This window comes from Faecalibacterium sp. I4-1-79, from assembly GCF_023347235.1.
Taxonomy (GTDB): domain Bacteria; phylum Bacillota; class Clostridia; order Oscillospirales; family Ruminococcaceae; genus Faecalibacterium; species Faecalibacterium tardum.
The window spans coordinates 2,401,469-2,423,243 of the sequence record NZ_CP094467.1 but is presented as its reverse complement, the minus strand read 5'-3'; the positions used below and the strand labels follow the sequence as shown (position 1 = coordinate 2,423,243).

The 21,775-nt window shown below is 58.6% G+C and carries 18 protein-coding genes and 1 tRNA gene; 12 read left to right on the top strand and 7 right to left on the bottom strand.

The annotated features are described in order from the left end of the window. Positions 1–208: 208 nt before the first annotated feature. Together MTP36_RS11995 and MTP36_RS11990 are read right to left on the bottom strand one after the other, a co-directional pair. A complete protein-coding gene (locus tag MTP36_RS11995) occupies positions 209–442 on the bottom strand; it encodes a hypothetical protein (protein ID WP_242852953.1) in 234 nt (77 codons plus the stop codon). A gap of 46 nt (positions 443–488) precedes the next feature. Next, positions 489–947 (bottom strand): InlB B-repeat-containing protein, encoded by a 459-nt coding sequence (locus MTP36_RS11990; protein ID WP_249250996.1) that lies wholly within the window; start codon positions 945–947, stop codon positions 489–491. Between the two features lie 265 nt (positions 948–1,212). Here MTP36_RS11990 and MTP36_RS11985 point away from each other — a divergent pair, with 265 nt between their 5' ends. Then, positions 1,213–1,356: a hypothetical protein gene (locus tag MTP36_RS11985; RefSeq protein ID WP_249250987.1), complete on the top strand. Its 144-nt coding sequence runs from the start codon at positions 1,213–1,215 to the stop codon at positions 1,354–1,356. Beyond that, positions 1,357–1,430, top strand: a tRNA-Gln gene (locus tag MTP36_RS11980). A gap of 42 nt (positions 1,431–1,472) precedes the next feature. Here MTP36_RS11980 and MTP36_RS11975 read toward each other — a convergent pair. Beyond that, positions 1,473–2,171: a GntR family transcriptional regulator gene (locus MTP36_RS11975; RefSeq protein ID WP_249250978.1), complete on the bottom strand. Its 699-nt coding sequence runs from the start codon at positions 2,169–2,171 to the stop codon at positions 1,473–1,475. 474 nt (positions 2,172–2,645) lie between these two features. Here MTP36_RS11975 and MTP36_RS11970 point away from each other — a divergent pair, with 474 nt between their 5' ends. Next, positions 2,646–3,443, top strand: a complete 798-nt coding sequence (locus tag MTP36_RS11970) for an AAC(3) family N-acetyltransferase (protein WP_249250976.1) — start codon at positions 2,646–2,648, stop codon at positions 3,441–3,443. A 252-nt stretch (positions 3,444–3,695) separates the two neighbouring features. On the opposite strand, the gene MTP36_RS11965 is transcribed toward MTP36_RS11970, so the two are convergent. Next, entirely contained in the window at positions 3,696–4,628 is a 933-nt protein-coding gene (locus tag MTP36_RS11965; RefSeq protein ID WP_249250974.1) for an AraC family transcriptional regulator, read from the bottom strand. 269 nt (positions 4,629–4,897) lie between these two features. Between MTP36_RS11965 and MTP36_RS11960 the strand changes: the two genes are divergently transcribed. The 9 genes from MTP36_RS11960 to MTP36_RS11920 all read left to right on the top strand — a co-directional run bounded on the left by MTP36_RS11960 (position 4,898) and on the right by MTP36_RS11920 (position 17,160). Continuing rightward, positions 4,898–5,152, top strand: coding sequence for a hypothetical protein (locus tag MTP36_RS11960; protein WP_097778774.1), 255 nt, complete (start codon positions 4,898–4,900; stop codon positions 5,150–5,152). 157 nt (positions 5,153–5,309) lie between these two features. Then, positions 5,310–5,948 carry a hypothetical protein gene (locus MTP36_RS11955; RefSeq protein ID WP_097782421.1) on the top strand — a complete coding sequence of 213 codons (639 nt, stop codon included), beginning with the start codon at positions 5,310–5,312 and terminating at the stop codon, positions 5,946–5,948. Positions 5,949–6,463: 515 nt separating this feature from the next. Then, the gene (locus MTP36_RS11950) at positions 6,464–6,619 is read left to right on the top strand and encodes a hypothetical protein (RefSeq protein ID WP_249250972.1); all 156 of its coding nucleotides are present in this window, start codon (positions 6,464–6,466) and stop codon (positions 6,617–6,619) included. 113 nt (positions 6,620–6,732) lie between these two features. Next, positions 6,733–7,509: a TraX family protein gene (locus tag MTP36_RS11945; RefSeq protein ID WP_249250970.1), complete on the top strand. Its 777-nt coding sequence runs from the start codon at positions 6,733–6,735 to the stop codon at positions 7,507–7,509. Positions 7,510–7,920: 411 nt separating this feature from the next. Continuing rightward, positions 7,921–10,902, top strand: a complete 2,982-nt coding sequence (locus MTP36_RS11940) for an acyl-CoA dehydratase activase (protein WP_249250968.1) — start codon at positions 7,921–7,923, stop codon at positions 10,900–10,902. 157 nt (positions 10,903–11,059) lie between these two features. Further along, on the top strand, positions 11,060–12,376 hold the full coding sequence (locus MTP36_RS11935; protein ID WP_097778770.1) for a 2-hydroxyacyl-CoA dehydratase: 1,317 nt from the start codon (positions 11,060–11,062) through the stop codon (positions 12,374–12,376). Positions 12,377–12,459: 83 nt separating this feature from the next. Beyond that, a complete protein-coding gene (locus MTP36_RS11930; RefSeq protein ID WP_249250933.1) occupies positions 12,460–13,365 on the top strand; it encodes a hypothetical protein in 906 nt (301 codons plus the stop codon). A gap of 176 nt (positions 13,366–13,541) precedes the next feature. Continuing rightward, the gene (locus MTP36_RS11925; RefSeq protein ID WP_249250931.1) at positions 13,542–16,124 is read left to right on the top strand and encodes a translation factor GTPase family protein; all 2,583 of its coding nucleotides are present in this window, start codon (positions 13,542–13,544) and stop codon (positions 16,122–16,124) included. Between the two features lie 136 nt (positions 16,125–16,260). Further along, positions 16,261–17,160: an NAD(P)H-hydrate dehydratase gene (locus MTP36_RS11920; RefSeq protein WP_249250929.1), complete on the top strand. Its 900-nt coding sequence runs from the start codon at positions 16,261–16,263 to the stop codon at positions 17,158–17,160. A gap of 69 nt (positions 17,161–17,229) precedes the next feature. Here MTP36_RS11920 and MTP36_RS11915 read toward each other — a convergent pair whose 3' ends face one another. Genes MTP36_RS11915 through polA form a run of 3 tightly spaced genes read right to left on the bottom strand, consistent with a single transcriptional unit; the run spans position 17,230 to position 21,569 of the window. Then, positions 17,230–17,964 (bottom strand): nitroreductase family protein, encoded by a 735-nt coding sequence (locus tag MTP36_RS11915; protein WP_249250920.1) that lies wholly within the window; start codon positions 17,962–17,964, stop codon positions 17,230–17,232. A 22-nt stretch (positions 17,965–17,986) separates the two neighbouring features. Next, positions 17,987–18,994, bottom strand: a complete 1,008-nt coding sequence (gene tsaD / locus MTP36_RS11910; RefSeq protein ID WP_118658266.1) for a tRNA (adenosine(37)-N6)-threonylcarbamoyltransferase complex transferase subunit TsaD — start codon at positions 18,992–18,994, stop codon at positions 17,987–17,989. Between the two features lies 1 nt (position 18,995). Next, entirely contained in the window at positions 18,996–21,569 is a 2,574-nt protein-coding gene (gene polA / locus MTP36_RS11905; RefSeq protein ID WP_249250911.1) for a DNA polymerase I, read from the bottom strand. Positions 21,570–21,775: the final 206 nt, after the last annotated feature.

The window sequence follows — 21,775 nt, the reverse complement described above, 5'->3', positions numbered from 1 at the left end:
GAAAAAATATCGCAAATTTTTTTATTTTATATGTAAAACACCTAAAAAGAAGGCAATATACCACAGAATTGTTAAAATTTCCCTTCATAATTCTGGGGTGCGAAGTTCTGCGCAGTAATGCACTGAATCAGTGCGCCTACGAAAAACGGGAGCCGCACTTTTTCGAAAAAAGCGCGGCTCCCGTATCCAAACTTTGGGGGTGATCCTTTTACTTGCCGAAGCTGCCCAGCAGGCTGTTCAGCGATACAAAGGACTGGTAAATGACGTTGACGTTGTTGATGATGGAGCTTGCACCGGAGAAGATGCGGGCGATGTAGTTGAACACCTTACCAACGTCCAGGAAGGCCTGATAAGCGTTGCTGGCGCCGCCGTCCAGATAGGTCATCTCCTCGGCTTCGATAGCGGAATAGCTGGCGGGCATTTTCATGGTAGAAGTAGTCATGGTAAGATCCCTTTCTTCAATGGTATCATTGCGTTTACAGCAGTGTTCAGAACATGGTGGCGACCAGCAGAGTAGTAAGCAGGGCACCGGCCACAAGTGCAGGCCCTACATACTTTTGCCACTGTCCAGTGGCAGGCTGGGTGGTGGGCTGCAGTACGGTAGTGGTACTGGCCTTGGCAGTCCAGTGGGCGTAGATGGTGGCATCGGAGGTGAACACGGTGGAGGTGGTCACCTTGCTGCCGCCCACCGGCTCGGTGTACCAGCCGTCAAAGGTGTAGCCCGTCATGGTAGGCTGCTCAGGCGTGCTCTCCAGTTTGCCGGACAGGTTCGTGTAGGTGACCACGGTAGAGCAGATGCCGCCTTGGGCATCCATACCAATGGCGTACACGTTCTCTTCCTTTTTGCTCCCTGAAGTTTTGTCGGCAGCAAATGCAGCCGGCAGTGCGCAGCACAGCAGCGTGAACAGGCAAAGCACGACCACCAGCGTTTTCAGGAATTTTTTCATGAGATCCCTCGCTTTCCTTCACAAAGATGGAGACACTGCCTCGCCCGGGTGCAGCCCGGACGCAGGAGAAGTTTCTTCAACTTATTTTTATCACATCCAGTGTACCAGAACCGCAACAAAAAATACAGTCTTTTGAGAAAATAATAAGAAAAATCAAGAAAAAAATAAATTTCACCTTTGCAAGATAAAATTTATGCCCGTGTAGACTGCGCTTTTTGAAAAACGCATCCCGCAAAACTTACCTTTCGTAAAAACATGGCAGGATATGGAAAAAGCAAAACCTTTGCCGCAAAGCCAAAAAACGACTCGAACCGCCGCAAATGTAGCAGGCAGCGCACAGAAAAAAGCGGCAAAAACGTGGCACACCTCTTGTGGAAAAGCGGAAAATATGTTATACTATCTTGCATGATGCGCCATCGCCAAGCGGTAAGGCAGGGGACTTTGACTCCCCCATCGTAGGTTCGACTCCTGCTGGCGCAACCAGAAAAAGGTCGTTGTACAGGAGACTGTGCAGCGACCTTTTTATTATTTGCCCTCTGGCAGCTTGAAGTAGACGCGGTATTCGTCCGAGTAGACCTTGCTGCCCATGCGGCTCACGCCGCCGTACAGGTGGGTACGCATCAGCGGCTCAATGGCGTCCAGATCCTTCTCCCGCAGAATACGCAGCATCTCGGCGTGCTCGCTGACAACGCTGGGCACGTTGCGCGCGCCTACGATGTCCAGACGGATAAAGCGGGAATAGTCTGCCTGCGGGCGGGTTATCTGCTCCCAAAGGTACTCCTTGCTGGTCTTGCGGAACCAGTACTCGTGCATGGCAAGGTCGCAGCTGAGGAAGTGGTTGAAATCAAAGTTTTGCGGGTCGCTGCGCCCCGCAGCGGCCTCCAGCAGCACATTATAAAGGTGTTCTACCGCAAGGATCTCCATGGGCGAGCAGCTCTGCACAAAATCCCGGAACACCATGCCCTCCACCGCAACACGCTGGAAGATGAGCTGATCCACCACGCCAATATCAATGGCGGTGACGATGGTGCCCTTGCAGGGGATGATCTGCACAAAGCGGTTCTGCTCCAGCCGCTGCAAAACGCTGCGGATGGGGGTGCGCGAAACACCGAACCGCTTGCACAGTTGGTTCTCGCTCAGTGCTTCCCCGGGCAGGATCTTCAACGCGCAGATCTCGTCCTCGAGAATATGATAGAGCTCATCCGTGTGCTGTAATGTAGCCATAGTCGTTCTCCATTTATCCGGTAAATATAATCTTATTATCATTGTACCGTTCTGACAGCGGAATGTCAATGCTGGAACGGAACTTTGTTTGAACACTTGTATACAAGTGCTTGCGCTCACACACAGAGCTGCTCCTGAATCGAAAAAACGGATATACCACTTTGCAATGCGGGAAAAGTGCTGATGAAATGCCGCAATCAAGCGGCTGTTGTATCAAATGCATAAAGAAAACAGAGAATAACTGTCAAATATTACAATAGAAAAGCACGGCGCTGACTGTTGCGGCAACACTGCGGGTTGAAATATTGTATACAGGATTTTGCTGAAAAAGCTGAAAGGACAAATACCCCACAGATACCGGATCGTCTCCGGCAGATGCGGCAGGGCATGTGCCTTTTTGCGTGTATGCTTGCTTTGCTGCCCGAAAGGCGGTAAACTGGAGGTAAACAAAAACGCCCGAAAAGGAGAAATGACATGGCATATACAAAGGCTGACCTCAAGCACGACCTTGCCGCGATGGGGCTGACAGGGAACGAGACTATCCTGATCCATTCCTCCATGAAGTCCATCGGCCCGGTGGAGGGTGGCGCAGACACGGTTCTGGACGCATGGATGGAGTTTTTTGCGGAGGGCTTGCTGCTGCTGCCCACCCACACATGGCGGTTCATCAACGAGGAGAACCGGGTGTTTGATGTGCGCCGCAGCCCCTGCTGCGTGGGCATTCTGCCGGAGCTGTTCCGGCAGCGCCCCGGCGTGCTGCGCTCGCTGCACCCCACCCACAGCATGGCGGCCTATGGCAAGGGAGCGGCTGCGTATCTGGAAGGGGAACTGGACGCAAACACCCCCTGCACCCCCGGCGGCTGCTACGACCGCCTGCGGGCAGCCCACGGCAAGGTGCTGCTGCTGGGGGTCACCCACGCCCGCAACACCTTTATCCATAGCGTGGAGGAGGTACTGAACGTGCCGAACCGCCTGACCGACAAGCCCATGCAGATGACCGTGGTGGACGAAGCCGGGGTGCAGCACAACGTCTATATGCGTCGTCACTACAACGCGCAGCAGCCACATATCTCGGAGGATTTCGTCAAGCTGGAGCAGGCATATCTGGACTGCGGCGCAGCCCGGAACACAAAACTTGGCGATGCAAGCTGCATTTTGTGCGACGCCGAGGGGCTTTTCCGGGTCACCCGCCATGTTCTTGCCCCGAACCCCGAAGCCTTTGTCACCGAGCCGGTCATCCCGCCGGAGCGCTGGCAGGGGATAATTTTATAATACAATGCCGGGCAACGCGCAGACTGCCCGGCATTGATTTTTCATGGGGAGTAGTGAAATGAACTCCCTCAGCCAAAGCCTAACGGCTTTGCCAGCTCCCTCGGAGAGGGAGCCTCTGGCGCATTTGGAAACTTTGCGCTTTAGTAGGAAACTTTATCGCTATGCCAAAGGCCCCATCTTAGAGGGGGCTGGCACGGCGCAGCCGTGACTGGGGGAGTTCTGCGGTTCTGCTCGGCATTTTTACCTTTCACATCAGCAGAAGCGGATACGGTACTCCCGGGGGGTGCAGTGCTTGATCTCCCGGAAGGTCTTGATAAAGTAGCTGGCGTCCGAAAAGCCGCATTCCAGCCCCACCTCGCCGGTCTTGAGCCGGGTGGAGCGCAGCAGCTCGGCGGCTTTTTCCACCCGGAACTGCTTGACGTACTGGATGGGCGTGATGCCCAGAAACTGCCGGAAGCTGCGCAGGCAGGCGCTTTCGCTCAGGGCAACGCACCCGGCCAGCTTTTCCACGGTCAGCTCCTCGGCGTAGTGCTCCTCTACATAGCGCAGCATCTGTTTCATCCGCTCCGAGGCAATTTGTTCCTGCTCCGATACCTTCACCTTGCCGCTGACGCATTGGGTAATGAGCAGCCGCAGGGCGGCGGTAAGGTGGTAGCGCACCCGGTTCTCGTAGTCGAAAGGCTCGTCCGCCACGCCCTTCCACGCCTCCCGCAGGCAGAGCAGCACCTGCCGCTGCCATGGCACGGCCTCATCCAGCAAAAAGAAGGGCGGCGTGCCCGGCTGCAAAAGCGGGCGGATGAGCTTTTGCCAGAATACGGTGTCCATGCCGCCGATCAGCCGGGGCTGAAACACGCCGGAGTGCAGCAGCGCGCTGTCCTCGGCAGGCTCTACCGCGTGCAGCGCACCGGAGTTGACAAACACGCCCTGTCCGGTCTGCAAGGTCAGTCGGGTCTTGTTCACATCCACATGGATAGGCCCCAGCGCCGCCAGAATGAACTCAAATTCCTCGTGCCAGTGCCACGCCACCGAAAAACAGGAAAGATCCTCGGCATAGCAGGCAATAGGGAACAGCGGGCTGCCGTGCTGGGTCTGCTCCCGCCCGGCGGCATCGGCTACCACAGCAGTAGCACTGGAAAGTCCCACCCGGCCGCTGGTATAAGAGGCACAGCTTGTCTGATATGCCATATTCACCAAATCCTTTCCGCAATACTTTGAATGTTTTTTGCCAATGCCGGTTTTGTTGCATATACTATGCGGTTCTGTTCTATTATTTGCGATTGTTTTGTGGTATTATCCTATCAGAGTTTCCAAGCTCAGTATAGCACCAAGGCAGCCGGGACGCAAGCTGTGCAAGCGTTTCCACTGCCGGGCAAAACCGCTATTCTCCCGCCGCCTGTCCAAAGAGGACTGGACGGCAAGTGTAACATAAACCATTTCATCAAGGAGGTATTCCTATGCTTCGGATCGAGTATTTTGATAAGGAACGTTTCATGCGCCAGCTTTCTGCCAGCCACGGCAGCGTGCTGCTGCATCTGGACAACGGCAAGACCTGCGACCTGAAAAAGGACGCTACCGCATGCTCCATGCTGCAGATGATGGACACTGCCCCCAAGAAGGGCTTTGACCTCACCGTGACCGACCCTGCCGACGTGACCGGCTTCCTGCGCTATATGCTGGAGGCAGGCCGCACCGAGCGCGTGGCCGGCTGACCACTGATATTCTCTTAATCCCATAAGTGTCATAGCAAACGCAAAGCGCCCGTCCCGGTCATGCCGGGGCGGGCGTTTTGTCTGTTTTACCGGAAAGCTTGCGCGGGCGGGCAGTCTGTGGTAAGCTGAAGACAGAAAAAAGACGGAGGGAACGACTATGAACCTGAAGGAAGCATTCCGTTACCAGAACAAGCTCCAGTCCCTGCTGGACGAGGCACAGGGCATTCTGGACTGCGACGCCAACGTGACCAAGGTGGCCAACACCTATCTGCGCCATAAGGTGATGCCCGAGGCTGAGGACGAGACCGTTATGGACGTAGCACAGACCGAATATGCGGAGCAGATCACCGACATTGCCCGGTTCATGCTCTACCTGCTGGAGGAAAAAAGCCGCCTGTTTGCCGCCATCCGCAAGGCAAAGGATGCACTGGACATGGATATGGACAGCGAGGTCAGCCTGAATGCCGCGCGCCAGAGCATTGCCCGCACCTTCAAGCGGATGAACGACCTGCGCAGCTCCGAGCAGTTGCTCTCCGGTGGGGGCACCGGCTACCGCTTCAACGCCGAGGGCAACCAGATCTCCTACTGCTGCGATGTGAAGCGGGTGACCACCATCAACTACGACCGCAAGGTCATCCATGCCGCGCTGAGCAAGCTGAACCGGCAGGCAGACGAAACCTCCAATCGGCTGGACCTCTGCCTTGTGACCTCCAAGGTGGACTACACTGTCCCCTTTGATGTAAATGCCAGCTTTGCCGAAGCCTTTGAGATCTATCTGGAAAACGCCAAAAACTAAATAAACGTTCCACCGGCTATTTTGGGTGCGGCAAGCGCCGGGTGCACAGCTGCCGGTTCAGGTGCAGATGAACTATAACGCTGCACATTTCCGCAAGGAAGTTTTGGTACGGCTCACCTTACGAGCCAGCTATTATGAAAAAATCTTGCGTTCGGCTTTTCCGCCACCGCCAGACGCTTTTTCGCCGAAACCGTCCCTTGCTCCTTCCCGCATTCCTGCTTTTGCGCTTACGTCTCCATGGGCAGGCAGGCAAGCCACCCTTCATGAATTTGCCCGCAGACTGTTGCGGGCACATGCTTTCTGCGTGCCGGGCGGGCACTTTGCGCCCCTTTGCACGCGGAGTAAAATGGCAGCCGCCCCTGCGCTTGCCGTATCCAAAATAGCCGGTGGGAAAGGCCTCAAATGATAAAACGGGGACTTGTGGTTGGTGTTAAAGGCTTCCCCCGGACGGGGGAAGCCTTTAACACCATTCTGCATTCCAATAAAAAAATCATCCGACACCGGAGGTGTGCTCTATGAAAAAATGCAGCCTGTTTTATCTCAGCGGACTGTTGTTTTTTCTTGCTGCGGTGCTGAATCTTGTTACCGGCGAGAATCACTCTACGGCGGTGGTATGGCTCTGCCTTGGCTCCAGCTATTTGTGTCTGGGGTATTCGCATCAGAAAAAATAAAGCATTACTGCAGCTCCGGCGGTGGAAAAATCTGGCCGGGGCTGCAATTCTTTGCGGGGCTCGTTCGTATTCCAGACAGAACAACGAAATTTCGACAAAGACGAGGTACGAGTATGTCAACAAAAGCGATCAAACCCGCTGCCGCGACCCGCTTTGACCTGAGCGCAGCGGCTCTTCATATCCTTGCTATGGCGCTGATGCTGATGGACCACCTGTGGGCGACGCTGCTGCCGGCACAGGAATGGCTGACCTGTGCGGGACGTGTGGCCTTTCCCATCTTTGCCTTTATGGCGGTGGAGGGCTATTTCCACACCCATGACCTGAAAAAATACACTCTGCGGCTGCTGCTGTTTGCCCTGCTTTCGGAAGTGCCCTTCGATTTGATGTACGGCGGTACATGGTTCTACCCGGTGCACCAGAACGTCATCTGGACGCTGCTGCTGGGCATTCTGGGCATTCATCTGATGGAGACCGTGCGCAAAAAGCAGAAAATGGCGCTGTACCTGCTGGTATCCGCCCTTGTGGTGGCGGCGGGCGCGGTGCTTGGCACGCTGGGCATGGTGGACTACTACGGCGCCGGGGTGCTGACCGTGTTCATCTTCTACTTTTTTCACGGGCACGGGCGCAAGTGGTGGTGTCTGCTGGGGCAGCTGGCTGCGCTGTACTGGGTCAACGTGGAGCTGCTGGGCGGGCTTATGTATCCAATCCAGCTTTTCGGCATGGACTTTGAACTTTGCCAGCAGGGGCTGGCGCTGCTGGCACTGGTGCCCATCTGGCTGTACCGCGGGCGGCAGGGCTATCACAGCAAGCCTTTCCAGTATGCCTGCTACGCCTTTTACCCCGTGCACATGCTGCTACTGGTTCTGGTGCTGAACTTCGTGAACCGGTAAGGAAAACAGAACGATCCAAAGTCACTTTTACGCGTGGAGTCGTAGAGAGGATGCCCGCCCGAAATAGCCAAAGCGTACGTGGAAACCATTCAAAATGTCCCGCCGGTACAAAGCCGCTGCACAAACTCTGTGCGGCGGCTTTTTTGCGGGGAAAAAAGACACTTGTTCACAAAAAGTTCAGCCTTTTGAGCAAAAAATACTATTTTTTTCGTGTAAAATAGACAACATGGATTGAATGCCGCCCGCGATTGGATTATAATAATAGTGTATGCAAAAACGCATTTGCTGCATTTTTTATAGCGAATGCTGCTTAAAAACAGCGTAGCTGCGCAATGCGGGCTGCTGAAAAGAGAAAGCGGCCGTTGCACATCTTTGCCGCAAACGGCTGTTTGCCATGGCAGCCGGGGCGTTATGCTCCGGTTATTTGTCCTTAGGAGGGAAAACAAGGTGAGAGTAGGTCTTGACATCGGCAGTACCACCATCAAGTGTGTGGTGCTGGGCGAGCATGATGAACTGCTGTATTCTACATACGAACGACATTATAGCCATATTCTGGAAAAGGCGCAGGAGCTGCTGCGGCGCATTGATGCCGAGCAGCTGCATGGCTGCAAGGCGCTGCTCAGCATCTCCGGCTCTGCCGGTATGGGCTTAGCGGACAGCTGTGGCGTGCCCTTTGTGCAGGAGGTGTTCTCCACCCGCGTGGCGGTCAAGCGCTTTATGCCAAAGACGGACTGCGTCATTGAGCTGGGCGGCGAGGATGCCAAGATCCTGTTTTTGACCAACGGCACCGAGGTACGCATGAACGGCAGCTGTGCCGGCGGCACCGGTGCTTTCATCGACCAGATGGCTACCCTGCTGAAGATGAGCGCCGATGAAATGAACAAGGCTGCAGAGCAGGCGCAGCGTACCTATACCATCGCCTCCCGCTGCGGCGTGTTTGCCAAAAGTGATGTGCAGCCTTTGATCAATCAGGGTGCCCGCACCGAGGATATCGCCGCCAGCATCTATAAGGCTGTGGTCAACCAGACCATCGCCGGTCTGGCACAGGGACGTCCCATCAAGGGCAATATCCTTTATCTGGGCGGCCCGCTCACTTTCAGCACCGTGCTGCGCAAAAGCTTTGATGAAGCGCTGAACGTGACCGGCACCTGCCCGGAAAACAGCCTGCTGTATGTGGCGCTGGGCGCTGCGTTGTATGCCGACAAGGAGTTTGTGCTCACCGAGGTGGCCGCTGCGCTGGACAAGTACGCCGCCACTGCTACCTATGCCAGCGAGCCGCCGCTGTTCGCCAGCAAGGAGGAGTACGAGGCTTTCCACGCACGGCACATGTCCCATAGTGTGCCCCGCGTGGCTTTTAGTGCCCACTGCGGGCCGGTGCATATCGGCATCGACTCCGGCTCTACCACCGTCAAGCTGGTGGTGGTGGACGAAAAGAGTCAGATCTTGTACACCAACTATCAGCCCAACCTTGGCAACCCGCTGCCCCTCATCCGGGAGCAGCTGCTCAAGATTTACAAAGAGCACCCGGGGCTGCAGGTGGCAAGCGTCACCACCACCGGCTACGGTGAGGAACTGGTGAAAAACGCTTTCCGCTGCGATTACGGTCTGGTGGAAACGGTGGCACATTTCACCGCTGCCAAATACTTTATGCCGGACGTGGATTTCATCATTGATATCGGCGGGCAGGACATGAAGTGCTTCAAGATCGAGGATGGCGCCATCAGCAATATCTTCCTGAACGAGGCCTGCTCCTCCGGCTGCGGCAGCTTTTTGCAGACCTTTGCACAGGCGCTGGGCTACGACGTCAAGGAGTTTGCCGCACTGGGTCTGTTCGCAGACCGCCCGGTGGACTTGGGCAGCCGCTGCACCGTGTTCATGAACAGTTCGGTCAAGCAGGCACAGAAGGACGGTGCCAGCATCGAGAATATCTCGGCAGGTCTGTCCATCAGCGTGGTCAAGAACGCGCTGTACAAGGTGATCCGCGCCTCCAGCCCGGAAGAGCTGGGCCGCAAGATCGTGGTACAGGGCGGTACCTTCTATAATGAAGCTGTGCTTCGCGCCTTTGAAAAGGAGATGGGCGTGGAGGTCATCCGGCCGGACATTGCCGGTCTGATGGGTGCTTACGGCGCTGCTTTGTACGGCCTGCGCCAGAGCCATAAAAACAACCAGACCACCTCTGCCATGATGGACGAGCAGGAGCTGGAGAAGTTTGCACAGCAGGTGGTCAGCGTCAAGTGCGGCGGCTGCGGCAACCATTGCCAGCTGACCGTCAACACCTTTGCCGATGGCCGCAAGTTCATCTCCGGCAACCGCTGCGATAAGCCCGTTACCGGCAAAAGCGAGGATAACAGTCTGAACCTGTACGCCTACAAGCAGCAGCTGCTGGCAAGCTACAAGCCTGTGCCCGGCAAGCGCGGTTCCATCGGCATCCCGCTGTGTCTGGGCTTCTACGAGCTGCTGCCCTTCTGGTACGCCTTCTGGACGAGCCTTGGCTTTGCGGTGCACACCAGCCCGGTGTCCACCCGCGGGCTGTATCTGGCCGGACAGGCCACCATCCCCAGCGATACCGCCTGCTTCCCGGCAAAGCTGAGCCACGGCCACATCAAGGCACTGAGCCAGATGCAGCTGGACGCCATCTTCTACCCCTGCCTGACCTACAATGTAGACGAGGGCTTGGGCGACAACCACTATAACTGCCCGGTGGTGGCCTACTACCCGGAGGTTCTGGCAGGCAACTGCCCGGAGCTGGAGGGCAAAAAGTTCATCTATGATTATGTGGGCATCCACCGTCCCAAGGACTTTGTGCACAAGATGGCAAAACAGGTGCTGCCCAAGTACTTTGGCGGCATCTCTGAAAAAGAGGTGCAGGCCGCAGCCGACGCTGCCTACGCGGAGTACGAGGCACACATGGCAAAGATCCGGGTAAAGGGCAGCGAGATCATCGACGAGGCGCGCCGTCAGGGCAAGCGCATCATTGTGCTGGCAGGCCGTCCCTATCATGTAGACCCGGAGGTCAACCACGGCATCGACCACCTGATCACCCGCCACGGGGCTGCGGTGGTCACCGAGGACAGCATCTCCAACCGGGTGCAGAAGTTCCCCACCAGCGTGCTGAACCAGTGGACCTACCACAGCCGCCTGTACGCTGCCGCCAAGTACTGCACCACCCAGAAGGATATGGATCTGGTGCAGCTGGTGTCCTTCGGTTGCGGCGTGGATGCCATTACCACCGACGAGACCCGCGAGATTTTGCAGCGGGGCAATAAGCTGTATACCCAGCTGAAGATTGATGAGATCACGAACCTTGGTGCCGTGAACATCCGTCTGCGCAGCCTGTTTGCCGCACTGGACGAGCGGGACGAGGCCGCCGCAGAAAAGGCAGAGAAAAAGTAACCCTGAGATAGGCTGCCACCGCATGTGACTGGTGAGGGCGCTGGCAGAGCATCATGCCAATTACCCCTCATCCGCTTCACTTCGTTCAGCGCCTTCCCCCCAAGGGGGGAAGGCTTTTACAGGAGCTATCTTGTTTAGAGCAACATAGGAGGAACCTATGGAATATCATTATCCCAAATTTACCCCGGAGATGAAAAAGACCCACACCATCCTCATCCCCAACATGGCCGTTACCCAGTTCCGGCTTATGGAGTACGCACTGCGCTGCGAGGGCTATAAGTGTGAGCTGCTGGGCAACTGCGGCAGCGCTGTGGCGCAGCTGGGGCTGAAGTATGTCCACAACGATACCTGCTACCCGGCGCTGCTGGTCATCGGCCAGTTCCTGGATGCGCTGAACAGCGGCAAGTATGATCTGGAGCACACCGCTCTGCTGATCACCCAGACCGGCGGCGGCTGTCGCGCCTCCAATTATATCCATCTGCTGCGCAAGGCGCTGGTCAAGGCCGGTTACCCGCAGATCCCGGTGGCAAGCCTGAACTTTTCCGGTCTGGAAAAGGACAGCGGCTTCCAGATGACCCTCCCGCTGGCACGCAAGTGCATTGCCTGCATCTTCTACGGCGATATGCTGTGTGCGCTGCGCAATCAGGTGGCTCCCTACGAGAACGAAAAGGGCGCTGCTGACCGCATGGTGGACCGCTGGATCGCCCGTCTTGGCCGTGCACTGCTGGCAGGCAAGGGCTTTACTTCCCGGGAAATGAAGCACACCTTCCCGCTCATCGCAAAGGAATTTGCCACTATCCCGGTCACCCGAGTGCCCAAGGTCAAGGTGGGTGTTGTGGGCGAGATCTACGTCAAATACAGCCCGCTGGGCAACAATGACCTGCAGAAATTCCTGGAAAGTCAGGACTGCGAGGTGAACTTCCCCGGTCTGATGGGCTTTGTACAGTACTGCGCTTTCAACATGGGCGAGGATCATGTGCTGTACGGCGGCAAGCTGGCTGTAAAGGTGGGCACTGACCAGTTCCTCAACTGGCTGGACAGCGTGGAGCGCGCCATGCTCAAGGCAGAGACGGACGCCGGGTTCTATGCGCCGGGCCCCTTCAAAGAGCTGGTGGAAAAGCCCAAGGGCGTTATCTCGCTGGGCGCAAAAATGGGCGAGGGCTGGCTGCTGACCGCCGAAATGATCGAGCTGGTGCAGGGCGGCTACGGCAACATCGTGTGTGCGCAGCCCTTTGGCTGCCTGCCCAACCATATCGTGGGCAAGGGCATGGTGAACAAGATCCGTGCGCTGTATCCCAGCGCCAACATCACTCCCATCGACTACGACCCCAGCGCCACCCGGGTCAATCAGGAAAACCGCATCAAGCTGATGCTGGCGGTGGCCAAGGAGCGGCTGAACGCCCCCGCAGAAGCCCAGCCGCTTACGGCGGAGCAGCTTGCCGGGGGTGCCCCTCAGGTCGGCGCTACCGTGTAACAAAAGCAAATAGGATAAAAACAGGGGAGCCACTGCACGGCATTTTTACGCAGCAGCTCCCTTTTTGCAGGAAAGGACCCCCTATGGAAAAGCCCGCAGCTGCCTATTATCATCTGCCCGGCCTGTTCGAGTTTTACGAGCTGTACCGCCGCTTTTTGCCGCTGTACCGGGAACACCGGGAATATTTTTACGACTGGTGCGCCATCGGCTCTATCTACGGTGCCCCGGCGGGCTGCATCTGGGGCGGGGGACGCATTTCCAGCGGCGGGGCAGCTGCGCGCGAGGTGCTGGCGCTGCTGCGGGAATACGATATCTCCGGGCGGCTGACCTTCAGCAACTCCCTGCTGCGGGCCCAGCACCTTGCCGACCCGCAGTGCAACGCCCTGTGTGAGCAGTTTGCAAAAAGCGGCAGTGTGCCAAACGGCGTGATCGTCCACTCCGACCTGCTGGCGGACTATCTGCAACAGCGCTGGCCGGAGTTGTATCTGGTGTCCTCCACCACAAAAGTGCTCACAGAGTTTGCGCAGTTGCGGCAGGAACTGGAAAAACCGCAGTTCCGGTATGTGGTGCCGGATTTCCGGCTGAACCCGGCACTGGAGCAGCTGCGCGCTCTGCCGCCGGAGCAAAAGGCGAAGGTGGAGTTTTTGTGCAATGAGTGCTGCTGGTTTGGCTGCACAGAGCGCAAGCGCTGCTACGAGACAGTCAGCCGACAGAATCTGGGCGAGGACTGCCCGGACCACCGCTGCACCGCCCCGGATGCCGCCGAGGGCTACCGCTTTTCAAAGGCGATGCGCAGCCCCGGGTTTATAGGGACGGATGACATCCGGCAGCGGTACCTGCCCGCAGGCTTTTCCCAGTTTAAGATAGAGGGCAGGGGGCTTGGCAGTGCACTGGTGCTGGAATTTCTGCTTTACTACATGATAAAGCCGGAATACCAGCTGCAGGTGCGGGAGGCAATCTATCTGGACAATATGCTGGATCTTTTTTAAGAAAATCGCACCGGGCAGACCATTTTCTGCCCGGTGCTGTTTTTTGCCTGCGGGATTTGCACCCGAAAACTTTCTTTTCCCTCCAAAGCGTGTTACAATAAACAGGAAATTATTTTTAGAAGCTGTTTTTGGAAATGGTGCGCAGTACTTAGGAAAACGGCTTATAGGAGCAGTGCATGGAAACAACGCAAAAACAGATCGTACTGGGCATTCTGGCCCATGTGGACTCCGGCAAGACCACCCTCTCCGAGGCCATGCTCTACCGCGCCGGTGCTATCCGCAAGCTGGGACGGGTGGACCACGGAGACGCCTTTCTGGACACCGACAGCTTGGAAAAAGCGCGTGGCATCACCATCTTTTCCAAGCAGGCGCTGCTTACGGCGGGCAATACCTCTATTACCCTGCTGGATACCCCCGGCCATGTGGATTTTTCCACCGAGACCGAGCGCACCTTGCAGGTGCTGGACTACGCCGTGCTGGTGGTCAGCGGAACGGACGGCGTGCAAAGCCATACCGAAACGTTGTGGCGGCTGTTGCGGCGCTACCATGTGCCCACCTTTGTATTCGTGAACAAAATGGACCTGCCCGGCATGACCCGGGAACAACTGCTCACCCAGCTGAACCACCGCCTTGGCGAGGGTTTTGTGGATTTTGGCACAGAGCCTGCCGCCCGCAACGAAGCACTGGCGCTGTGCGATGAGCAGCTGATGGAAAAAATGCTGGACGCGGGAACCTTGACCGATGCAGATATTATCCCCGCAGTTGCCCGGCGGCACGTTTTTCCGTGCTGGTTCGGGGCGGCGCTGCGGCTGGACGGGGTGGATGCACTTCTGGAGGGGCTTGACCGCTACACCCGCCCCGCCCCGGCGCTGCACGCCTTTGGTGCAAGGGTATTCAAGGTGTCGCAGGACGAGCAGGGCGCACGCCTGACGTGGCTGCGGGTCACCGGCGGGGAGCTGAAGGTAAAGGCTCTGCTCACCGGCGAAGCAGACGGCGAACCGTGGGCAGAAAAGGCGAACCAGCTGCGGCTGTACTCCGGCGCAAAATATACCCTGACCGAGACCATCGGCCCGGGACAGGTGTGTGCCGTGACCGGCCTGACCCACGCAAAGCCCGGCACCGGGCTTGGGGCAGAGCGGGACAGCGATGTGCCGGTGCTGGAACCGGTGCTCAGCTATCAGGTGCTGCTGCCGGAGGGCGCGGATGTGCACGCCGCACTGGGCAAGCTGCACCGGCTGGAGGAGGAAGAGCCCCAGCTCCATGTGGTGTGGAACGAAAGCTTGGGCGAGATCCATGTGCAGCTGATGGGCGAGGTGCAGCTGGAGGTGCTGCGCAGCCTGCTGGCGGAGCGGTTCGGGCTGGAAGTATCCTTTGGCCCGGGCGGCATTTTGTATAAGGAAACCATCACCGAGCCCATGGAGGGCGTAGGCCATTACGAGCCGCTGCGCCACTATGCCGAGGTGCATCTGCTGTTGGAACCGCTGCCCCGGGGCAGCGGGATGCAGTTTGCCGCCGACTGCCGGGAAGAGGTGCTGGACAAAAACTGGCAGCGACTGGTGCTGACCCATCTGGAAGAAAAGCAGCACCTTGGCGTTTTGATCGGTGCACCGCTGACCGATATAAAGATTACCCTGCTTGCCGGCAAAGCGCACCTCAAGCACACCGAGGGCGGCGATTTCCGGCAGGCTACCTACCGTGCCGTGCGGCAGGGGCTGATGCTGGCAAAAAGCCAGCTGTTAGAGCCGTGGTATGCCTTCCGGCTGGAAGTGCCGGTGGAGAACATTGGCCGCGCCATGAGCGATGTCCAGCGCATGGAGGGCAGCTTTGACCCGCCGGAAAGCGGCACCGACACGGCTACCCTGACCGGCTTTGCGCCGGTATCTACCATGCGCAGCTACCCCATGGAGGTGGTCAGCTACACCCGGGGCAGGGGACGTCTGAGCCTGACGCTGGACGGTTACCGCCCCTGCCACAACGCGCAGCAGGTCATTGCAGAAATCGGCTACCAGCCGGAGCATGATCTGGAAAACCCCGCAGATTCCGTGTTCTGTGCCCATGGTGCTGGCTTTGTGGTGCCGTGGAACGAGGTGCGCAGTCACATGCATGTTGAAAGCGGCTGGGGCAAGGCAAAGCCCGCCCGCCCGGAGGTGCAGGCTGCGCCCCAGCGCCGCGCCATGGCTTACCGCGCCACGCTGGAAGAGGATGCCGAGCTGCTTAAAATTTTTGAGCGCACCTACGGCCCTATCAAGCGCGACCCGCTGGCGGCCTTCCGTCCGGTGCAAAAGACCGAACGCCCGGATTTTGCCGCAGAACAGTGGGAGATCGCCCCGGAGTATCTGCTGGTGGACGGCTACAACATCATCTTTGCGTGGGACGAGCTGAACGCGCTGTCAAAGGAAAGCTTAGACGCCGCCCGCCATCGGCTGATGGACATTCTGTGCAACTATCAGGGCTACCAGAAATGTGTGCTCATCTTGGTATTTGATGCTTACCGCGTGCCCGGAAGCCCCGGCGCCATCGAGCAGTACCACAACATCCATGTGGTCTACACCAAGGAGGCCGAGACCGCCGATATGTTCATCGAGCGGGTCACCCATGAGATCGGCAAGAGCCGCCGCGTCCGTGTGGCGACCTCGGACGGTATGGAGCAGGTCATCATCCTTGGTCACGGCGCGCTGCGCGTGTCCGCCCGGACGTTCCACGAGGAAGTGCAGAACGTGGAAAAGCAGATCCGTGCCCTTGTGCAGGGGCAGGCGTAAAGACTGCCTCCTGTGAAAATGGTCTAGCGGAACGCCTGCAGGCGTTCCGCTAGACCGAAATTAAAATATCTTTTCCACGAAAAAATGCCCACAGCAACGCGGAGGGCATTTAAAACCGTTCTCTGGAGGTGTACCCATGGCTGTGGAAATTACCGAAGAATTTGTCTGGCAGAGCATCCCGCGCCGTGCCCGGGACAGCCATAAGGGCACCTTTGGCAGTGTGCTGGCGGTGGCGGGCAGCGCCTTTTACCGGGGCGCTGCTCTGCTGGCAGTCGAGGGTGCACTGCGCACCGGGGCGGGCATCGTTACCCTTGCAAGCGTAGAGCCGGTGGTCAGCGCCGCTGTGACCCGTCTGCCGGAGTGCTGCCTGTGCCCCTGTAAGGAGGGCGCACAGGGCGGCATTGCACCGGAAAATATGCCGCTGCTCCGACGGCAGAAGGCCACCGTGCTGCTGCTGGGCCCCGGCCTTGGCGGCACAGCGCAAAGCGCCGCCCGGGCCACCGAGACCCGCACGCTGGTGCAGCAGCTGCTGCCCGGCTTTGCGGGGGCTGCGGTGTTGGACGCAGACGGTCTGAACGCCGCCGCCCAGATGCTGGCCGAGGGCAAGCCCTTCCCGCACCCGGCGGGAGAACTGGTAGTTACCCCGCACCCCGGCGAGATGGCGCGCCTGACCGGCCTTTCGGCAGCAGAGCTTGCCGCCGACCGGGAGGGTGCTGCCCTGCGGTATGCCAAGGCGTGGAATGCCGTGGTGGTGCTGAAGGGGGCACGCACCGTGGTGGCAAGCCCGGACGGGCGGGTATGCGTGAACCCCACCGGCAACCCGGGGCTAGCCCGGGGCGGCAGCGGGGATGTGCTGGCTGGGATGCTTGCGGCGCTGCTGGCCTGCGGTCTGCCCGCCTACCAAGCCGCTGCCTGTGCGGTATACCTGCACGGTGCCGCCGCCGACCGGGCTGCCGCAAAGCGCGGTGAGTACGGAATGCTGCCTCACGATATCCTGCCGGAGCTGGGCACACTGTTTGCGGAAAACCAGAGATAAACCAAAAGCGGCAGCTGCACAAAACACCGTGCAGCTGCCGCTTTTGGTTGCTGTAATTTGCGGTTCAGATTACCGGAACTGGCCGAGGTACTCCTCCACCGAGCGGGTCATCTCTTTGGAGAAATCGGAGTTATACTTGCGGTTGCAAAAGGCGGTGCACCACTGGTCAAAGGGCGCGTTGCCTGCCTTGTAGCCAAAGGTGTCCCGCAGCTCTGCACCGTCCATGGTGCGGTAGCCGTTTTCGTGCACGATATGCTCCATGGCGCAGCGCTGGGGCTTTACGCGGTCCTTCTGCTGCTGGGTGGGCCAGCCGAACACCAGCATCACCGCCGGGAACACATAGTCCGGCAGGTGCAGCAGACTGCGCTGGGTGTCGCAGTTCTCCATGATGTCCCCGATGTAGCACGAGCCGATGCCAAAGCTTTCGGCGGCGACCACGGCGTTCTGGGCGGCAATGGCGGCATCGGTGACTGCCAGCATCAAATCGCCCACACCCGGGGCGCGGGGCGTACAGCCGGCTTCTAAGTAGGCGTCGTACCACTTTTTGCAGTCGGCGCAGAACACCAACACCAACGGTGCTTTGGCAATAAAGGGCTGGTGGTCGCAGCTTTCGGCCAGTGCTTCTTTCAGTGCCGGGTCGGTGATGTCTAAAATGGTATACAGCTGCTGGCAGCCCGCAGAGGGCGCCTGTGCGGCAGCTTCCAAAATGGCCTGCTTCATCTCAGCAGGGATGGGCTTTTCTTCATACACCCGCACCGACTTGCGGTCGAACAGGCTTTGCAGGATAGGATTACGCTCAGTCATGGGAACACCTCCGATGTTGTGTTTATTCATAGTCGATGGACAGGGTGGGCAGACCGTTCAGCTCCAGCCCGGCGGTATGCCCGGCAATGTACTGGTAGTAGCCTTGTGCCGCGATCATGGCACCGTTGTCGCCGCAGAACTTCAGCTCCGGCAGGTAGACCTTTGCGCCCAGCTTCTGGGCACCGTCATTCACCAGCTGGCGCAGACGGCCATTGGCGGCTACGCCGCCGGCAAGACACACCTGCTTTGCCCCGGTATCGGCAGCAGCCAGCAGCAGCTTTTCGGCCAGAATGCCCGCAATGCGCTCCTGAAAGCTGGCAGCAAGGTCGGGCACATTCACTTCCTCGCCCTTCATCTGCGCCTTGTTCACCTCGTTGAGCACGGCGGTCTTTAAGCCGGAAAAGCTCACGTTGTATTTGCCCTCCACATGGGGCACCGGCAGGCGGTAAGCCTTGGGGTCGCCGGTCTTTGCGGCGGCGGCTACGCTGGGGCCGCCGGGGTAGGGCAGACCCAGTGTGCGGGCCACCTTGTCAAAGGCTTCGCCCGCAGCATCGTCTACGGTATGACCCAGAATGTGGTAGTGGGTGTAGTCCTGCACCTCCACGATGTGGCTGTGCCCGCCGGACGCCACCAGACACAAAAAAGGCGGCTTGAGTTCCGGGTGGGTCAGGTAGAGCGCGGCGATGTGTCCCCGCAGATGGTGCACCGGCACCAGCGGCTTGCCTGCCGAGTAGGCCAGCCCCTTGGCAAAGTTCACGCCCACCAGCACCGCACCGATGAGCCCCGGCGCAAAGGTAACGGCCACGGCGTCCACATCGTCTATGGTCTTGTCGGCGTCCAGTAGAGCCTTTTTGACCGTAGCACTGATAAATTCGCAGTGGCGGCGGCTGGCGATCTCCGGTACAACGCCGCCGTACAGCGCCTGCTCCTTGACGCTGGTGGAGATGACGTTGCTCAGCAGATGCCGTCCGTCCTCCACCAGTGCAGCGGCAGTTTCGTCACAGGTAGACTCGATTCCGAGAATGATCATTTTAGTGTGCCTCCAGCCAGTTTTTGCCTGCGTGCACATCGGTGCTCAAGGGCACCGCGTACTGCACGCAGCCTTCCATTTCCTCCCGCAGGATGCGGGCAGCCTGCTCGGCCTCCGCCTCCGGGGCCTCCACGATCAGTTCATCGTGGACGGTCAAAATCAGGCGGCTGGCCATTTTTTCGTCCCGCAGGCGCTTCCACACCCGCACCATGGCCAGCTTGATCACGTCCGCAGCGGTGCCCTGAATGGGGGTGTTGCGTGCCATGCGCTCGCCGCTGGCGCGCACGTTGAAGTTGGTGCTGGCCAGCTCCGGCAGGGTGCGGCGGCGGCCGAACAGGGTGGACACATAGCCGTTTGCCTTGGCGTCCGCGATGGTCTTGTCCATATAGCCGCTCACGCTGGGGAAGGCAGCCAGATAGTTTTTGAGGAAGGCATCGGCTTCCTTCACAGTCACGCCGATATCCTTGGAAAGGCTGTATGCGCCCTTGCCGTACATGATGCCAAAGTTGATGGCCTTGGCAGAGGAACGCAGCCGTGGCGTCACCTCGCTCTGCGGGATGCCGTAGATCTTGGCGGCGGTGCTGCGGTGGATATCCTCACCGTTCAAAAAGGCCTGCTGCATGTGTTCGTCCCCGGTGATGTGCGCCAAGATGCGCAGCTCGATCTGGCTGTAATCCGCATCTACCAGCACACAGCCCGGCTTTGCAACAAAGTAGGCGCGCAGCTGACTGCCCAGCTCGGTACGGATGGGGATATTCTGCAGGTTGGGATTATCGGAGGAGAGCCGCCCGGTGCGGGCTTCGGTCTGGTTGAAGGTGGAGTGGATGCGTCCGTCTTCGCCAATGACCTTGAGCAGACCCTCCACATAGGTGGAGTTCAGCTTCTGGTAGGCGCGGTACTGCAAAACGTCCTCCACCAGCGGGTACTCGCGCAGGCTTTCCAGCGTTTCGGCATCGGTAGACCAGCCGCGCTGGGTCTTTTTGCCGTGGGGCAGACCCATGGTGTCGAACAGCATTTCACCCAGCTGTTTGGGGCTGTTGGGATTGAAGGTGGCGCTGCCGGTCTCCATGTGGATGCGGGTCAGCACCTGCTCCAGTTCCTCCCGCAGTTTTACGCCGAACTGCTCGATGCCGTCTTTGTCCACCAGCACGCCGGTGCGGGTCATGTCGGCCAGCACCTGTGCCAGCGGGAACTCGATCTCATTATACAGTGCATCCTCGCCGCAGGCGGTGATCTCAGCCTTCATCCGGGCAAACAGGTCGGCCAGCCGCCCGGCGTCCGGGTAATCGGTGCAGGTAAAGGCGGCAGCGGCCTTGTAGGCGGGGATCAGTTCGCTGATCTGGTACTTGGAGGCAGAAGCGTCCAGCAGATAGGCAGCCAGCTTGCCGTCCCAGACGATGCTGCTGCCCCAGCCGCCGGCAGCCATGGCCTTGGCGTACAGGGGCGCGGAGTTGAACACATCCAGCGTTACATCGGCGTTGTCCAGCAGCCGCACTAGGTCGCCGTCCTCCAGCGGGTAGACGGTGGTATCCTGCACGGCGTACCAACTTTCCGGCTGCAATACCACGTTGCGGGTACCCTGCTTGCCGGTAACGGCGGGGCGGGCGGCCACCAGATAGTGCCCGGCGGGGGTCAGGGGCAGGGGAGCAATGTCAGCCTCCGGCAGCTCTATGGCCTGCTCTTCGGCGGCGGCTTCCGGCGCTACGCCATCCAGCCCGAACCGGGGGATCAGGGAGTGGATCTCCAGCTCCTGCAAAAGCCGCACGGCGGCGGGTTTGTTGCCCTCGCCCACGGTGTAGGAACCCTCGGCGGTGTCGATGGGGGCGTCGGTGCGGATGGTGCCCAGCGTGTGGCTCAGCTCGGCCATGGGCTTATCCTCGAGCAAGTGCTCCCGTTGCTTGGGCTTGATGCGCTTGTCGTCAATGTTTTCGTACACGCCATCCAGCGAGCCGAAAGTCTGCACCAGCGAAAGGGCGGTCTTTTCGCCGATGCCCTTCACGCCGGGGATATTATCTGAGGTATCGCCCATCAGGCTCTTCACCTCGATGAGCTGCTTAGGCGCAAGGCCGTATTTTTCCTGAATGGCGTCCTCGTCCATCACCACGGTCTTGCTGCGCCCCATCACGGTGGCAGCCAGCAGCACGGTGGTGCTCTCGCTCACCAGCTGCAGGCTGTCCCGGTCTCCGGTGGCAAGGAAGCAGTCGTCCTTGCGGGCGGCGCAGGCAGCAGCCAGTGTACCCAGAATATCGTCCGCTTCCCAGCCCTCGGCGGTAACGGTGCGGTAGCCAAGATCTGCCAGCAGCTGCTTGAGCACCGGCATCTGCTGTGCCAGTTCCTCGGGCATGGCGTGGCGGGTGGCCTTGTAGCCATCGTACATTTTATGCCGGAAGGTGGGAGCTTTCAGGTCAAAAGCCACGGCCACCTCGTCCGGCTGGCACTCCTTGAGCAGGGAGAGCAGAATGTTCAAAAAGCCATAGATGGCGTTGGTGTAACGTCCGTCCTTGGTGGTCAGCAGCTTGATGCCATAAAAAGCGCGGTTGGCAATGCTGTTGCCGTCAATGACCAGTAAACGCATAATGCAGTTCCTCCGTTGCGTAATTTCACATCTTATAGTATAGCACAAAACTGTACCGCGCGGGAACTTTTTGCACAAAAAAGAGAAGTGGTTGCTTTTTGTGATGCCGTCTCTCATAAAAATGCGATTGTCACGGCTCGTAAGCCGTGACAATCGCATAATTTATAATGTTCTTCTGCTGCCTATGCCCAAAGCAAAGCGGAGGG

What these genes read in the sequence shown, in the direction of transcription:
- MTP36_RS11940 (WP_249250968.1), top strand. Translation starts at nt 7,921, where the DNA reads ATGCTCCGGTTATTTGTCCTTAGGAGGGAAAACAAGGTGAGAGTAGGT.
- MTP36_RS11925 (WP_249250931.1), top strand. Translation starts at nt 13,542, where the DNA reads ATGGAAACAACGCAAAAACAGATCGTACTGGGCATTCTGGCCCATGTG.
- MTP36_RS11960 (WP_097778774.1), top strand. Translation starts at nt 4,898, where the DNA reads ATGCTTCGGATCGAGTATTTTGATAAGGAACGTTTCATGCGCCAGCTT.
- MTP36_RS11965 (WP_249250974.1), bottom strand. Translation starts at nt 4,628, where the DNA reads ATGGCATATCAGACAAGCTGTGCCTCTTATACCAGCGGCCGGGTGGGA.
- MTP36_RS11975 (WP_249250978.1), bottom strand. Translation starts at nt 2,171, where the DNA reads ATGGCTACATTACAGCACACGGATGAGCTCTATCATATTCTCGAGGAC.
- MTP36_RS11920 (WP_249250929.1), top strand. Translation starts at nt 16,261, where the DNA reads ATGGCTGTGGAAATTACCGAAGAATTTGTCTGGCAGAGCATCCCGCGC.
- MTP36_RS11950 (WP_249250972.1), top strand. Translation starts at nt 6,464, where the DNA reads ATGAAAAAATGCAGCCTGTTTTATCTCAGCGGACTGTTGTTTTTTCTT.
- MTP36_RS11985 (WP_249250987.1), top strand. Translation starts at nt 1,213, where the DNA reads ATGGAAAAAGCAAAACCTTTGCCGCAAAGCCAAAAAACGACTCGAACC.
- tsaD (WP_118658266.1), bottom strand. Translation starts at nt 18,994, where the DNA reads ATGATCATTCTCGGAATCGAGTCTACCTGTGACGAAACTGCCGCTGCA.
- MTP36_RS11945 (WP_249250970.1), top strand. Translation starts at nt 6,733, where the DNA reads ATGTCAACAAAAGCGATCAAACCCGCTGCCGCGACCCGCTTTGACCTG.
- MTP36_RS11930 (WP_249250933.1), top strand. Translation starts at nt 12,460, where the DNA reads ATGGAAAAGCCCGCAGCTGCCTATTATCATCTGCCCGGCCTGTTCGAG.
- MTP36_RS11970 (WP_249250976.1), top strand. Translation starts at nt 2,646, where the DNA reads ATGGCATATACAAAGGCTGACCTCAAGCACGACCTTGCCGCGATGGGG.
- MTP36_RS11990 (WP_249250996.1), bottom strand. Translation starts at nt 947, where the DNA reads ATGAAAAAATTCCTGAAAACGCTGGTGGTCGTGCTTTGCCTGTTCACG.
- MTP36_RS11915 (WP_249250920.1), bottom strand. Translation starts at nt 17,964, where the DNA reads ATGACTGAGCGTAATCCTATCCTGCAAAGCCTGTTCGACCGCAAGTCG.
- MTP36_RS11935 (WP_097778770.1), top strand. Translation starts at nt 11,060, where the DNA reads ATGGAATATCATTATCCCAAATTTACCCCGGAGATGAAAAAGACCCAC.
- polA (WP_249250911.1), bottom strand. Translation starts at nt 21,569, where the DNA reads ATGCGTTTACTGGTCATTGACGGCAACAGCATTGCCAACCGCGCTTTT.
- MTP36_RS11955 (WP_097782421.1), top strand. Translation starts at nt 5,310, where the DNA reads ATGAACCTGAAGGAAGCATTCCGTTACCAGAACAAGCTCCAGTCCCTG.
- MTP36_RS11995 (WP_242852953.1), bottom strand. Translation starts at nt 442, where the DNA reads ATGACTACTTCTACCATGAAAATGCCCGCCAGCTATTCCGCTATCGAA.